Origin of the sequence: Aureimonas phyllosphaerae (genome assembly GCF_900113065.1) — a bacterium.
Classification (GTDB): Bacteria; Pseudomonadota; Alphaproteobacteria; order Rhizobiales; family Rhizobiaceae; genus Aureimonas; species Aureimonas phyllosphaerae.
Window position 1 is genome coordinate 197,071 of record NZ_FOOA01000001.1, and the last position, 13,642, is coordinate 210,712.

Below are 13,642 nucleotides of genomic sequence, written 5' to 3' on the forward strand. Positions count from 1 at the left end.
CCGGCCGAAGACCCGGAACGAACGCCATGATGAGTGCCCGCCTTTCGGACCGTGCGACGCTTCACGTCACCGGCGCGGATGCCGAGCCCTTCCTCCAGAACCTCGTCACCGCCGATCTCGATGCGCTCGCGCCCGGCGAGGCGCGCCCGGCCGCGCTCTTGACGCCGCAGGGCAAGATCCTCTTCGACTTCCTCCTCAGCCGCATCGACGACGGGCTGCGGCTCGACGTGGCGGCGGGCGCCCGCAGCGACCTCGCCAAGCGGCTCACGCTCTACAAGCTGCGCGCCAAGGTCGCGATCAGCCTGAGCGACGAACCCGTCGGCGTCTTCTGGGAAACGGGCGAAGGGCCGGCCGGTGCCGTCGCGGACCGGCGATTTCCGACCGGCGTGTTCCGATCCTACGGCATGGACGTCGACGAGGGCGACCCGGCCGCCTTCGAGGCCCTGCGCCTCTCCCTCGGCATCGCCGAGGCCGAGCGCGACTTCCCCGGCTCCGACGTCTTCCCGCACGACGTGCTGCTCGACCAGAACGGCGGCGTCTCCTTCAGGAAGGGCTGCTATGTCGGCCAGGAAGTCGTGGCGCGCATGCAGCATCGGGGCACGGCGCGACGGCGCGTCATGGTGCTGCGCGCCGAGGGTCACCTGACGCCGGGCGCCAACGTCGAGGCGGGCGGCCGGACGATCGGCACCGTTCTCTCGGCCCATGTGGGGCTTGGCATCGGCATGGTGCGCATCGACCGACTGGTCGACGCGCTGGCTGCCGGGGCAAGCCTGTCGGCGGACGGCGTTCCGGTCGAGGCGGAAGTCCCCTCGTGGGCCGGCTACGCCCTTCCCGAAGCCGGCAGCGGCGGCGAGGCATGAGCGCGACCGGCGCAACCCGGACCGCGAAGCCGCCTCGGGTCTGGCAGCGGATGCTGTCGGGGCGGCGGCTCGACCTTCTCGACCCCTCCCCGCTCGATATCGAGATCGAGGACATTGCGCACGGGCTTGCGCGCGTCGCCCGGTGGAACGGGCAGACCACCGGCGATCACGCCTTCTCCGTGGCACAGCACTCGCTGATCGTCGAGGAGATCGTCGGCGCCAAGGAGCCCGATCCGCGCTGGCGGCTGGCCGCGCTCCTGCATGACGCCCCGGAATACGTGATCGGCGACATGATCTCGCCCTTCAAGAGCGTGCTCGGCGGCGACTACAAGGGCGTCGAGGCGCGGCTGCAGGCGGCGGTGCATCGGCGCTTCGGCCTGCCGGCTGAGTTGCCGCCCCCGGTCAAGCGCGCCATCAAGTCGGCGGACCGCGTGTCGGCCTATTTCGAGGCGAAGCTTCTCGCAGGCTTCCAGCCGACCGAGGCGCAGGCGCTGTTCGGGCGGCCGGGCGGCCTTCTCCCCGCGCCCGAACGCTTTACGCCCCAGCCTGCGGCCGAGGTCGGCCGCCGGTATCTCGAACGCTTCCGCTTCCTCGAAGCCCTGTCCGTCGGCATCAAGGCGAACCATCCATGAGCTATCTCGTCGTCTCCTCGCTCGCCGACCTGCACGCCACGGTCGCCGCCCACGGTGCGGCCGACGTGGTCACGCTGATCAACGCCGACACGGTGGTCGAGCGCCCCTCCACGATCGCGCCGGAGCGTCACCTCTTCCTCGGCATGAACGACATCGCGGCACCAGCCGAAGGGCTCACCCATCCGGCCGAGCACCATCTCGACCGGCTCCTCGAATTCGGCCGCCGCTGGGATCGCGATAAGCCGCTGGCGGTTCACTGTTGGGCCGGCATCAGCCGGTCGACGGCGGCGGCCTATATCCTTGCGATCGCAATCAATCCGGACCTCGACGAGGAGGCGCTGGCACAGGAACTCCGCCGTCGCGCGCCGTCCGCGACGCCCAATCCGCTCCTCGTGTCGATGGCGGACGAGAAACTCGGTCGCGGCGGTCGCATGGTCTCGGCCATCGCCGCGATCGGACGCGGGGCCGACGCGTTTTCCGGCACGCCCTTCATCCTTCCGCTGACGCTCTAGAGCGGGCGATTACGCCGAGCGTACCGACGCGGGCATCCGGCTCCTTGATCGCACGCGGCTCCCAGACATGGCGGGCGAGGAAGAAACCCGTCATCCGGAAGCCCTCGGCCACATCGGCCGAAGCGGGTGAGACATCGCCCTTGAGGAAGGCCGGCAATGGCAGGAGCCGGTCGCGCCACGGCTCGCCGGCGTCGCGGCTCACCGCGCGGCCGGACTTCGGTGAGACGTAGACGAGGTCGTCGCGCCCGCCGGTCGCCGCGCAGGTTTCGAGGTCGAGACCGAAGCCGAGTTCCTCCAGCAGGGCGATCTCGAAGCGCAGGATCAGCGATCCTGCCGCGACGGGATCGTCGAGATGCTCGACGATGAGGGCCAGCGTGTCGAAGAGGCGGGGATGGGCGTCGCGCTCGGGCAGAAGCCGCAGATGCGCGGCGAGGAGTTGGATGCCATAGAGGCCGACCGCGCTTTCCATCAGCCGCGCGGCACGCAGATGCACCGGCTCCACCGTCATGAAGCCGAGATGCTCGTCGAGACGCGCCCGCCAGGTCGCGTCCACCGTGTTGCCGGGCTGAAGCACGGGCTGAAGCCGGCGCGAGCGGCCGCCGCGGACGAGGCCGAGATGACGCCCGCGCGAGCGCGTCATCACCTCCGCGACGACGCTCGTCTCGCCTTGGCGACGGACGCCGAGGACGATGCCTTCTTCACGCCATTCCATGCGGCAGCGGCGACTCGATCCGGTTTCGACAGACCCGTTATATAGGGATCGCGGGACCGGACCGCACGTCCCGTCAGCTGTGGAAGTCGAGCCCCATCTCGCGGTATCGCTCAGGATCATCGCCCCAGTTCTCGCGCACCTTCACGAACAGGAAGAGGTGCACCTTCTGCTCGGCGGCTTCGGAAATCTCCTTGCGCGCGGCCGAGCCGATCGCCTTCACGGTCTCGCCCTTGTGCCCGAGAACGATCGCCTTCTGGCTGTCGCGCTCGACATAGATCGTCTGCTCGATGCGCACCGAGCCGTCCGGCCGCTGCTCCCAGAGTTCGGTCTCGACGGTCGAGGAATAGGGCAGTTCCTGGTGGAGGCGCAGATAGAGCTTCTCGCGCGTGATCTCGGCCGCGAGCTGGCGCAGCGGTAGGTCGGAGATCTGGTCCTCCGGATAGTACCACGGCCCTTCCGGCAGGCGCTGGCTGAGGAAGTCCATCAGGTCGTCGCAGCCGGACCCCGTCAGCGCCGAGATCATGAAGACGCGCTCGAACTCGGCCTTGGCGGTGATCTCCTGCGTCAGCCCCAGCAGTCGGTCGCGCTTGATGCGGTCCACCTTGTTGAGCAGCAGCACCTTCGGCTGCTTCACCTCGGCGAGGCGGTCGAGGATCGCCTGCACCTCGTCGTTGAGGCCGCGATCGGCATCGATGATCGGCAGGACGATATCGGCATCCTTGGCGCCGCCCCAGGCGGTCTTCACCATCGCACGGTCGAGCCGGCGCTTCGGGTTGAAGACGCCGGGCGTGTCGACGAAGACGATCTGCGTGCGGTCGCGCATGGCGATCCCGCGCACGAGGGCGCGGGTCGTCTGCACCTTGTGGGTGACGATCGAGACCTTGGTGCCGACGAGTTGGTTGACGAGCGTCGACTTGCCGGCGTTCGGCGCGCCGAGCAACGCGACGAAGCCCGACCGGGTCGGCCCCTGCGGCTCGGTCGTCTGGGTCTCGGCGTCGGGCGTCTGGTCGGTGTCGGTCAAATCATGGCTCGCAGGTCTTGGCGCGAAACGCGCCGATGATAGAGGATCGCCCGGCGCAGGGCCGGGCGCAAGTCAGGCGGTTTCCGCCGTCCAGACGCCTTCGCGCAGGAGGATAGCCTCGGCGGCGCGCTGCTCGGCAACACGCTTCGACGCGCCCTTCCCCTCCGTGGGCTCGACGCCTTCGACGCTCGCGCGCACGGTGAAGACAGGCTCATGGTCCGGCCCCGAGCGGTCGAGCAACTCGTAGACGGGCGGCGCACCGGCGCGCTTGTGGGCCCATTCCTGAAGCTCGGTCTTCGGATCGCGCCGGGCGACCTGAGGTCCTTCGAGATGCGGTGCCCACCGCTTGAGGACGAAAGCGCGGGCGGTCTCCAGCCCGTGCTCGAGATAGATCGTGGCGATCAGCGACTCGACCACGTCGGCGCGGATCGAGCGGTTCTTGCCGGCCGCCGCGCGCTTGAGGTCGGACCCGTGACGGATGAACTCGGCCAGACCGATCTCGTCGGCGATCGCCGCGCAGGTCTGCGCCGAGACGAGGGTATTCAGCCGCAGCGACAGGTCGCCTTCGTCCGATTTCGGATGCGTCTCGAACAGCTTCTGCGCGATCACGAGGCCGAGCACGCGATCGCCGAGGAATTCCAGCCGCTCGTAGCTCGCGTCCGTCGGCGAGCGCTTGAGGCTGGAATGGGTCAGCGCGCGCTGAAGGCGGGCGCGGTCGGCGAACGTGAGGCCGAGCCGAGCCTCGAGCCGGTCGAGAGCGTCGGCGCCGCCCTTTACCCGAGCCATGTCAGGATGCGGCTCGGCCGCAGGCTGGACGGCCATTCCCACACCTGCAGCGGCGACGCGTCGTTCTCCATCGAGAAGAAGATCACCTGCGCCTTGCCGACGAGGTTCTCGAACGGCACGTAGCCGACGTCGAAGCGGCTATCGAGCGAGTTGTCGCGATTGTCGCCCATCATGAAATAGTGGTCGGCCGGCACCACGAACTCGCGAGTGTTGTCGCCGACCGAGTTCGGTTCGGCGTCGAGCGTGTCGTAGGTCACGCCGTTCGGCAGCGTCTCGCGGTACTTCGGGATCTGCGCGCCCGATTCGCTGGTGAAGAAGCCGTCCGGCTCCTTCGGCACGGCTTGGCCGTTGATGTAGAGCACGCCGTCGCGCATCTGGACCCGGTCACCCGGCAGGCCGACGAGACGCTTGATGTAGTCCGTCTGCACTTCGTTCGGCTTGCGGAACACGATGATGTCGCCGCGCTCTGGGCTCGAGCCCAGGATGCGGCCGTCGAAGAGGTCGGGCGAGAAGGGAAAGGAATACTTCGAGAAGCCGTAGGACCACTTCGAGACGAAGAGGTAGTCCCCGATCAGGAGGGTCGGCATCATCGAGCCCGAGGGGATCGAGAAGGGCTGGAACAGGAAGGTGCGGATGACCAGCGCAAGCAGAAGCGCCTGGACGACGACCTTCACCGTCTCCCCGAAGCCACCCTTGTCCTTGCTGACGGCGCGATCGACCATGCGCTTTTCGTTCCCGGTTGCCGTGGGCACCCTCGGCCGCACCCCGGCTCTAGTAATGTCTTGTATACGTTTGGGCAACGGGCTTGCCGCCCGTCACGCCCCCTCCGGCAGCGCCTCGATGATCACGAAGGCCTGGGCGAGCGGAAAGTCGTCGGTGATGGTGACGTGGATCACCGCGCGGTGCCCCGCTGGCATCAGGGACTGGAGCCGCGCGGCCGCGCCGTTGGTCAGCGCCATCGTCGGCTTGCCGCCCGGCAGGTTGACGACGCCCATGTCGCGCCAGAAGACGCCCTGCGACAGCCCGGTGCCGAGCGCCTTGGCGCAGGCTTCCTTGGCGGCGAAGCGCTTGGCGTAGGACGCCGCGCGCTGGGCCCTCCGATCGGACTTGGCGCGCTCGACCGGCGTGTAGACGCGGTCCGTGAATCGCGCGCCGTGGCGCTCCAGCGTCTTCTCGATGCGGCGGATGTCGATGAGATCGCTGCCGATGCCGACGATCATGGGGCGGGCTCCGCGGCGGGCGCGCCGCCGGCCTTCTGCGCGCGGGCGGCCTGGAAGCTGCGCACGCCGACCAGAACCAGCCCGTAGGAGACCAGCGCGAAGAAGAGGCCGAGCGGGATCGAGCCGATCAGCATGGGTTTGAGATACGGCCCCCAGATCGCGGCGATATCGCCGTGCGAAAGCGCGGCGCCGAGGCTTTCCGGCGCGCGACCGTCCGGGATCTCGGCGGCGGTCAGGAAGCGTCCCGCCTCGTAGGTCGCGCCCCAGATCAGCGGATAGGTCAACGGATTGCCGATCAGGCATCCGAGCGCGGCGGCGGGCAGGCTGCCGCGGGCGAGGTAGGCGATCACGAAGGCCATCACGAAGTGGAAGCCGAGAAGCGGCGTGAACGTGGCGAAGACGCCGGCCGCGACGCCCGCCGCGATCGCATGGGGCGTCGCGCGCAGCCGGAGCACGCGCTTCTTCATGTAGAGGAGCGAGCGCCGCCACGAGCGGCGCGGCCACAGGGCGAGGCGCAGCTTCTGCGAGAAGGTTTCTGGCTGGCGACGCCTGAACAGCATGAGGCGAAGGGTTCCTGGAACGAGCGGCACCCGTGGGAGCGGAACGGCGGTCGCCCTGCCCTCCGGCCCGTGCCGGGGGACGGAGCTAGAGCGAGCGGCTACCGGGCTTGATGGGCGCAATTGCGGCAAGCTCGGGCGGCAATTCGTCCGGCGCGTAGCTCGGCACCTCGTACTCGGCCAGCGACACCAGCGGCACGCCGACGTCGACCTTACCGGCCGACCGGTCGACGACGCACGCGGCTGCCAGCACCTCGGCGCCGAGTTCCTTCAGGCACTCGATCGTCTCGCGGATCGACAGGCCCGTGGTCACGATGTCCTCGACGATCACGACGCGCGCCCCGCGCGGGATCTCGAACCGGCGCAGGCGAAAGACGCCGTTCTCGCGTTCGACGTAGATCGACGGCGCGCCGAGGTGGCGCGAGGTCTCGTAGGACGGGATCAACCCGCCGACGGCGGGGCCGACGATATAGTCGATCGGCCCGTCGACTGCATCGCGCAGCTTCACGGCGAGCGCCTTGCACAGCGTCTCGGTGTATTGCGGGTACATGAACACCCGCGCCTTCTGCAGGAAGACCGGACTGCGGCGTCCCGAGGTCAGGATGAAGTGTCCCTCGAGATAGGCGCCGGCCTTGCGAAAGATCTCGATGACGTCTTCGGTCTGCATGTCCGACGGTTCCTGCCTCAGGGGGTATGCCTTCGGAGATCAGCCGTTCACACGAATGGCATCCGTGACGCAAGTCTTCGCGCGCAACTGATTGAGCGTGCGCGTCAGGTGCTGCAGGTCCCAGACCTCCAGATCCAGCACCATGGTCGTGAGGTCCGGGGCCGTCTGCGTCATCGAAAGGTTGTGGATATTGGCGTCGTTGAGTGCGATCGTCTCGGCGATCTCGGCCAGCGTCCCCGGCTCGTTCAACGCGGCGACGCGGATCTTGGCCGGAAAACGCGCCGTCGTCTCCGCGTCGAGGTCCCAGCGAACGTCGATCCAGCGGTTCGGCGAATCGTCGAAATCCATCAGCGCCGGAGACTGGATCGGGTAGATCGTGATCCCCTTGCCCGGCTCGAAGATGCCGACGATCCGGTCGCCCGGCACCGCGCCGTCCGGCCCGAAGCGCACCGGCAGGTCGCCGACGGCACCGCGGATCGGGAGCTGCACGAGGCTCTCGTCGCCGGCCTCCTCGGGCACGCGGAACACGAGGCCGATCGCCGAACGGATGTTGAACCAGCCGTCCTTCTCCGCGTGCAGCACGCTTTTCGCCGCGCGGCTGTCCTGAAAGTCGGGATGCACCGCGCGGAAGACGTCGGCCGAGGACAACTCGCCCCGCCCGACGGCGGCCAGCGCATCGTCGAGCTCGCGGAAACCGACCTTGGCGAGGTAGGGCTTCAACCCGTCGCGGGTGAAGGTCTTGCCCGCACGGTGGAAGGTGCGCTCAAGGATCTGCTGCCCGAGGCCGCAATACTGCTTGCGGATCGCATTGCGCGCCGCGCGGCGGATCGCCGAGCGCGCCTTGCCGGTCACTGCGACGCTCTCCCAGGCCGGCGGCGGCGTCGCGGCCTTGGAACGGATGATCTCGACCTCGTCGCCGTTGGTGAGTTCGGTCACCACCGGCATGATGCGCCCGTCGATCTTGCAGCCGACGCAGGTGTCGCCGACGTCGGTATGGACGGCATAGGCGAAGTCGATCGGCGTCGCCCCGCGCGGCAGCGCGATCAGCCTCCCCTTCGGCGTGAAGCAGAAGACCTGGTCCTGGAACAGCTCGAGCTTGGTGTTCTCGAGGAACTCCTCGGGCGTGTCGCCTTCGGACAGCATCTCGATCGTGCGCCGCAACCAGGAATAGGCTTCCGACTCGGTCGACAGCGCGACCTGCCCGTCCTTGTAGAGCTCGTGCGCTGCGATGCCGTACTCGTTGACGTGGTGCATCGAGCGCGTGCGGATCTGCAGCTCCACGCGCTGGCGCGACGGTCCGACGATCGTGGTGTGGATCGAACGGTAGCCGTTCTGCTTCGGGATCGAGATGTAATCCTTGAAGCGGCCGGGTACGAGCGGCCAGGTGCGATGCACGATGCCGAGCGTGCGGTAGCAGTCCTCCTCGTCGGCGACGATGACGCGAAAGCCGAAGATGTCCGACAGCTGCTCGAGCGACAGCGCCTTGCGCTGCATCTTGTTGAAGACCGAATAGGGCTTCTTCTGCCGGCCGGACACGCGGGCGGCGATGCCCTTTTCGCTGAGGCGCGCCGTCAGCGTCTCCTCGATCTGGGCGATGGTCCCGGAGTGGCGCTCGCGGAGCTCGGCGAGCCGTTCGGTGACCGTCGCGAAGGCCTCGGCGTTGAGATACTGGAACGACAGCGTCTCCAGTTCTTCGCGCATGTCGTGCATGCCCATGCGCCCGGCGAGCGGCGCATAGATCTCCATCGTCTCCTCGGCGATGCGCGCGCGCTTCTCCGGCTTCATGTGATGAAGCGTGCGCATGTTGTGCAGCCGGTCTGCGAGCTTGACGAGGAGGACGCGGATGTCGTCGGCGATCGCCAGCAGCAGCTTGCGCAGGTTCTCGGCCTGCGCGGTCTTGCGCGAAACGAGGTCGAGCCGCCGGATTTTCGTCAGGCCCTCGACCAGCGTCCCGATCTTCTGCCCGAAGAGCTGATCGAGTTCCTTGCGGGTGGCGTCGGTGTCCTCGATCGTGTCGTGCAGGAGAGCGGTCGCGATCGTCGCTTCGTCGAGATGCAGCTCGGTCAGGATCGCGGCGACTTCCAGCGGGTGCGAGAAGTACGGATCGCCGTTCACGCGCTTCTGCGCACCGTGCTTCTGCATCGCATAGACATAGGCCCGGTTCAGAAGGCCCTCGTCGAGGTTCGGCTTGTAGGCCGCCACACGCTCGACGAGTTCGTACTGCCGCATCATGCCCGAATGCCTGCTCCGCTAGCGCAAAAAAGAAAGGGCGCCCGGCCGGATCGGCGGGCGCCCCTTCAATATAGGTTGCGTTGCGGCAAAACCGGAAGGGCTCGATGCCCTCCGCGTGTCAGAAATCGTCGTTCTTCTCCGGCGGAATGAGCCCCTCGATGCCCGAGAGGAGATCGTCTTCCGACATGCGGTCGAAGGCGATGTTGTCGTCGTCGTCGGCCGCCGTGGTCGTGGTGCCTTCCGAACCCGCGTCGACGATCGCACCGGCGACCGGCGCCTGCGGCTCGGGCTCGTCCACCTCGACATGCTTCTGCAGCGAGTGGATCAGGTCTTCCTTGAGGTCGTCGGGCGAGAGCGTCTCGTCGGCGATCTCGCGAAGGGCCACGACCGGGTTCTTGTCGTTGTCGCGGTCCACCGTGATCGGCTGGCCCTGCGCGATCTGGCGCGCGCGATGGCTGGCGAGCAGGACGAGCTCGAACCGGTTCTCGACCTTATCGACGCAATCTTCTACGGTGACGCGGGCCATGCCTGTCTCCTTGGGAACGGACGCAGTAAGCTGAAGGGCCTCGTGTAGCCTCTTGACTTTGGAAGCACAAGGGGACAGCCGCCCGGTTCGCGCGCGAAGGCCGCGCCATTCGTTCGTTCGGCTGGCCTTTGCCCCGCCCGCGTCCTATTCTTCAGGGTGATGCGGGACGGATCGTCTCCCGCGCCGATCCCGTTCAAAGGCCGCCATGTTCGAACCCCGCGAGAAGATCGCCCTCTTCATCGACGGCGCCAATCTGTATGCCGCCTCGCGCGCCCTCGCCTTCGACATCGACTACAAGAAGCTGCTCGTCGCCTTTCAGGGGCGCGGCAATCTCGTGCGCGCCTACTACTACACCGCCCTCATCGAGGATCAGGAATATTCCTCGATCCGACCGCTGGTCGACTGGCTCGACTACAACGGCTATCGCGTCGTGACCAAGCCGGCCAAGGAGTTTACCGACCAGCTCGGGCGTCGCCGCATCAAGGGCAACATGGACATCGAGCTCGCGGTCGACGCGATGGAGCTTGCCGAGACCATCGAGCATTTCGTGATCTTCTCGGGCGACGGCGACTTCCGTTCGCTGGTGGAAGCGCTGCAGCGCAAGGGGCGCAAGGTGTCGGTCGTCTCGACGCTCGCGACGCAGCCGCCGATGATCGCCGACGACCTGCGCCGGCAGGCCGACACGTTCATCGAGCTGCGCACGCTGCAACCCGAGATCGCCCGCAGTCAGGCCGAGCGCGAAGCCCGCCTCGCCCGCCGCTCCGAAGGCGAAGCGGATCGCCGCGACGACGGCGACGTCTGATCGTGCCCCCCGTCCATTCCCCATCCCTGCCCGGCGCGACGCCGCCGGCCGACTGCCCCCTCTGCCCGCGGCTCGCGGCCTTCCGCCATGAATGGCAGGCACGAGAGCCGGACTGGTACAATGCGCCGGTCGACACGTTCCTGCCGCGCGAGGGCGCCGAGACGGTCGAGCTTCTAGTCGTCGGCCTCGCACCCGGCGTTCGCGGTGCCAACCGCACCGGTCGTCCGTTCACTGGCGACTATGCCGGCGACCTCCTCTACGCGACGCTGAAGCGGTACGGCTTTGCGACGGGCGAGTTCGAAGCGCGTCCGGACGACAGCCTCGAACTCCGCGGCGCGGCGATCACCAATGCTGTGCGCTGCGTGCCGCCGGAGAACAAGCCGACGGGCGCCGAGATCAACACCTGCCGCCGCTTCCTGACCCCGACACTGGACGCCCTGCCGCGCCTTCGCGTCCTCGTCACGCTCGGCCGCATCGCCCACGATTCGACGCTGCGGGCCCTCGGGGTCCGGCTGAAGGATGCCCCCTTCAGCCATGGCGGCGAGCATGAGGCCGGCGGCTATACGATCGTGTCGAGCTACCATTGCTCGCGCTACAACACGAACACCGGCGTCCTGACGCCGGCCATGTTCGAGGCCGTGTTCGAAAAGGCGCGGGCGCGGCTCGGCTAGCGGGCGACGGAGGCCGGCGGCAGGGTCAGCCGCTTCTTGCGTTCCCAGCGCGCGAGGTGGAACTCGACACCGGTGCGGACCACGAGCGAGGCGAGCGCGATGAGGATCGCGACGAGGCGCACCCGGTTCTCGTCGCGGTCCACCAAGGCGTCCCGCGTGGCGAGAAGCGCCTTCTCCGTCTCGGTGATGTCGCCGATCACACGCCGGATCTCGTCCATCGTCGCGCGCTCCATCATCGCGACGGACTGCTTCTGCGCGGCGGGAAAGCCCACCTGCTCATAGAGGGTGACGGACTCGGCGAGTTCCGCGAGCTTCCGGTCGACCAGAAGGCTCAAATGGTCGGTCCGCGCAATCTGCGAGGGATTGTCGGAAATCAGTTGTCGCAGCTGGGTGCGGATCGGCTCCATCCGATCCAGCGCCTTCTCGTAGGGGTCGAGGAAGCGTCGCTCGCCGCTGATCAGGAACCCGCGCTCGCCCGTCTCGGCATCGTCGAGCGCGATGAGGAGATCCTTGGTGTTGTCGATCACGCGGTAGGTGTGGACCACGAGGTCGCGGTGGTCATCGAGCAGCGAATGGGTCCAGGTCGTGGCGATGACGCCGGCGAGGATCACGACCCCGACCGGCACGGACCGCAGGACGAGGGCGCGCGTCAGCCACCGCTTCCTGATCTCCGCCCATGTCGGCAAGGCCATCGTCTCGATCTCCGCGGCGCCCGAGCGCTCGGCGCCTTCAACTCCCCCATTTTTGGGCGGAGGACGGATCGAGCAAGGGTCCGGGCCCCGATCGCAGAACGCGTCGGCGGTATCGGGTCGCCCCCAAGCGGCGAATCAGGCCGCGATCGCCCGTTTCTCGCGATACATGGCACGGTCGGCTTCGGCCAGAATGCCCGCCGTCGTCATGCCCGGCCGCCAGAGGACGGTGCCGAAGCTCATGCCGACCCTCATGGCGCGGTCTTGGACCCGCATCGGCTCGTCGAGATGGAACCGCAGGCGCTGCATCGCCTCGTCGGTCGCCGCCTCGCTGTCGACCCAGAGGATCGCGGCGAATTCGTCGCCGCCGATGCGTGCCAGACGGTCGGTGGAGCGGATGCCCTTCGCCAGCCGGCCTGCCAGTTCCTGAAGCACGGTGTCGCCCGCCGCATGGCCATAGGTGTCGTTGATCGGCTTGAACCGATCGACGTCCGCCAGCACGAGAGCGAAGATGCGGCCCGCCTCGAGTGCGCCGGATACGGCGAGATCCAGGTCGCGGTCGAAGCGGCGGCGGTTGCAGATGCCGGTCAACGGGTCCTTGAACGCCGCGCTGCGCAATTCCAGCTCGTCGCGCTTTCGATCCGTGATGTCGGACGACATGCCGAACAGGCCGGTCGCAGTGTCCGTCGCCGGATCGAGGATCGGCGACAGCGCGGTACGCCACCATTTCGCCCCGCCCGGCAGATCGAGATGCTCCTCGTACTCGTAGATCGAGCCGAGCTTCAGGCAGTGCCGGTACTGCGTCTCGACATGCGCGGCGATCTCCGAGGAGAGGCATTCCGACGGAGTTCGCCCGACGAGATCGGCGGCATCGAGACCCGTCAGGCGGCAGAGGCTGTCGTTCACCCCGGCGTAGCGCATCACGCCGTCGACGCCGATCGACAGCGAAAAGGCCGGTGCAGCTAACAATCTCACATCGACGACCGGCATGGCCAACTCCCTGACTTGCCCTCTGAGGGTAGCCGGGGCGCGTGAAGGAAGCGGTCGACGGTCGGCGCGAAGTCTCGCGATCGCAGCAAGCAATCCTTCAGACCTCTCGCTTCGTCAGTCCGGCGCGACAGGATCGAGTCTTAAACCCGTCAGCCGATCAATGCGTCGCGTGCCGCCCCGCACCGGCGTGGCTGCGCAGCCAGCCGATGACGTCCGCTGCGCTGCGGTCGGGCGGGAAGACGGGATAGAGGGCCGCCACGATCTCGCCGTCGCGCGCGATCAGGGTGAGACGCTTCAGAAGCGTATCCCCGTCCACCTCGAAGGTCGGCAGTTCCAGCATCTCCTGCAGCGAGAGATCCGTATCCGACAGGAGCGGAAACGGCAGGTGCAGGCGCTCGGCGGCTTCCCGCTGGTAGGCGGTGGTCTGGGTGGAAACGCCGAAGACGGCTGAGACGCCGAGTTCGCGCAGCTCCTGCCAATGGTCGCGGAACGAACAGGCCTGCGGCGTGCAGCCCCGCGCACCCGGAATTTCGTTCCAGCCACCCGGCAGCGGTGCGCCGGGACGACCGGTCATCGGGTAGGCGTAGAGGACGACAAGGCCCTTGAGACCGCCGAGATCGACACGCCCCCCGGCCGTCGACGGCAGGGCGACGGACGGCAGTCTCCGCCCGACGAGATGAGCAGCGCCGCCTTCGTCGGTCGGCGGCTCAAGACCTTCCGGCAGACTGTTGAGGTCGGTCATCGCTCAGCCCTCCCCGGCATCGT

General features: G+C 67.9%; 17 protein-coding genes. 5 read left to right on the forward strand and 12 right to left on the reverse strand.

All coding sequences use genetic code 11. From position 1 onward, the window contains the following. Positions 1 to 26 precede the first annotated feature (26 nt). From ygfZ to BM175_RS00980, 3 genes are read left to right on the forward strand one after another with little or no spacing between them, the layout of a single operon-like run. Positions 27 to 860: a CAF17-like 4Fe-4S cluster assembly/insertion protein YgfZ gene (ygfZ, locus tag BM175_RS00970; RefSeq protein ID WP_090958127.1), complete on the forward strand. Its 834-nt coding sequence runs from the start codon at positions 27 to 29 to the stop codon at positions 858 to 860. Then, complete coding sequence (locus BM175_RS00975; RefSeq protein WP_090958129.1) at positions 857 to 1,492, forward strand: HD domain-containing protein; 636 nt, start codon at positions 857 to 859, stop codon at positions 1,490 to 1,492. Before ygfZ ends, BM175_RS00975 begins: the two co-directional genes overlap by 4 nt. Next, positions 1,489 to 2,004, forward strand: a complete 516-nt coding sequence (locus BM175_RS00980) for a tyrosine phosphatase family protein (RefSeq protein ID WP_090958130.1) — start codon at positions 1,489 to 1,491, stop codon at positions 2,002 to 2,004. Before BM175_RS00975 ends, BM175_RS00980 begins: the two co-directional genes overlap by 4 nt. Here the strand turns inward: BM175_RS00980 and recO are convergent. The 9 genes from recO to rpoZ form a co-directional block, all read right to left on the reverse strand. Next, the gene (gene recO / locus BM175_RS00985; protein ID WP_090958132.1) at positions 1,982 to 2,716 is read right to left on the reverse strand and encodes a DNA repair protein RecO; all 735 of its coding nucleotides are present in this window, start codon (positions 2,714 to 2,716) and stop codon (positions 1,982 to 1,984) included. The two genes, BM175_RS00980 and recO, sit on opposite strands and share 23 nt — an antisense overlap. 73 nt (positions 2,717 to 2,789) lie before the next feature. Beyond that, a complete protein-coding gene (era, locus tag BM175_RS00990) occupies positions 2,790 to 3,737 on the reverse strand; it encodes a GTPase Era (protein ID WP_090958134.1) in 948 nt (315 codons plus the stop codon). 72 nt (positions 3,738 to 3,809) lie between these two features. Continuing rightward, positions 3,810 to 4,523 carry a ribonuclease III gene (gene rnc, locus BM175_RS00995; RefSeq protein ID WP_090959053.1) on the reverse strand — a complete coding sequence of 238 codons (714 nt, stop codon included), beginning with the start codon at positions 4,521 to 4,523 and terminating at the stop codon, positions 3,810 to 3,812. Then, a complete protein-coding gene (gene lepB, locus BM175_RS01000) occupies positions 4,511 to 5,245 on the reverse strand; it encodes a signal peptidase I (protein ID WP_090958136.1) in 735 nt (244 codons plus the stop codon). Before lepB ends, rnc begins: the two co-directional genes overlap by 13 nt. 93 nt (positions 5,246 to 5,338) lie before the next feature. After that, positions 5,339 to 5,743 carry a holo-ACP synthase gene (acpS, locus tag BM175_RS01005; RefSeq protein ID WP_090958138.1) on the reverse strand — a complete coding sequence of 135 codons (405 nt, stop codon included), beginning with the start codon at positions 5,741 to 5,743 and terminating at the stop codon, positions 5,339 to 5,341. Further along, positions 5,740 to 6,303 carry a DUF2062 domain-containing protein gene (locus BM175_RS01010; protein WP_090958140.1) on the reverse strand — a complete coding sequence of 188 codons (564 nt, stop codon included), beginning with the start codon at positions 6,301 to 6,303 and terminating at the stop codon, positions 5,740 to 5,742. Before BM175_RS01010 ends, acpS begins: the two co-directional genes overlap by 4 nt. A gap of 85 nt (positions 6,304 to 6,388) precedes the next feature. Then, entirely contained in the window at positions 6,389 to 6,967 is a 579-nt protein-coding gene (gene pyrE / locus BM175_RS01015) for an orotate phosphoribosyltransferase (protein WP_090958142.1), read from the reverse strand. Between the two features lie 39 nt (positions 6,968 to 7,006). Further along, complete coding sequence (locus tag BM175_RS01020) at positions 7,007 to 9,199, reverse strand: RelA/SpoT family protein (protein ID WP_090958144.1); 2,193 nt, start codon at positions 9,197 to 9,199, stop codon at positions 7,007 to 7,009. Positions 9,200 to 9,317: 118 nt separating this feature from the next. Next, positions 9,318 to 9,725: a DNA-directed RNA polymerase subunit omega gene (rpoZ, locus tag BM175_RS01025; protein WP_090958146.1), complete on the reverse strand. Its 408-nt coding sequence runs from the start codon at positions 9,723 to 9,725 to the stop codon at positions 9,318 to 9,320. Between the two features lie 205 nt (positions 9,726 to 9,930). On the opposite strand from rpoZ, the gene BM175_RS01030 reads away from it, so the two are divergent. Both BM175_RS01030 and BM175_RS01035 read left to right on the forward strand, forming a co-directional pair. Then, on the forward strand, positions 9,931 to 10,527 hold the full coding sequence (locus BM175_RS01030) for a LabA-like NYN domain-containing protein (RefSeq protein ID WP_090958148.1): 597 nt from the start codon (positions 9,931 to 9,933) through the stop codon (positions 10,525 to 10,527). A gap of 2 nt (positions 10,528 to 10,529) precedes the next feature. Then, the gene (locus BM175_RS01035) at positions 10,530 to 11,198 is read left to right on the forward strand and encodes a uracil-DNA glycosylase (RefSeq protein ID WP_175526717.1); all 669 of its coding nucleotides are present in this window, start codon (positions 10,530 to 10,532) and stop codon (positions 11,196 to 11,198) included. On the opposite strand, the gene BM175_RS01040 is transcribed toward BM175_RS01035, so the two are convergent. The 3 genes from BM175_RS01040 to BM175_RS01050 all read right to left on the reverse strand — a co-directional run bounded on the left by BM175_RS01040 (position 11,195) and on the right by BM175_RS01050 (position 13,619). Further along, a complete protein-coding gene (locus BM175_RS01040; protein ID WP_090958150.1) occupies positions 11,195 to 11,890 on the reverse strand; it encodes a CHASE3 domain-containing protein in 696 nt (231 codons plus the stop codon). The genes BM175_RS01035 and BM175_RS01040 overlap by 4 nt on opposite strands. A gap of 135 nt (positions 11,891 to 12,025) precedes the next feature. Beyond that, positions 12,026 to 12,877, reverse strand: a complete 852-nt coding sequence (locus tag BM175_RS22940) for a sensor domain-containing diguanylate cyclase (RefSeq protein WP_090958153.1) — start codon at positions 12,875 to 12,877, stop codon at positions 12,026 to 12,028. Between the two features lie 157 nt (positions 12,878 to 13,034). Further along, the gene (locus BM175_RS01050) at positions 13,035 to 13,619 is read right to left on the reverse strand and encodes a peroxiredoxin (RefSeq protein WP_090958155.1); all 585 of its coding nucleotides are present in this window, start codon (positions 13,617 to 13,619) and stop codon (positions 13,035 to 13,037) included. Positions 13,620 to 13,642 lie beyond the last annotated feature (23 nt).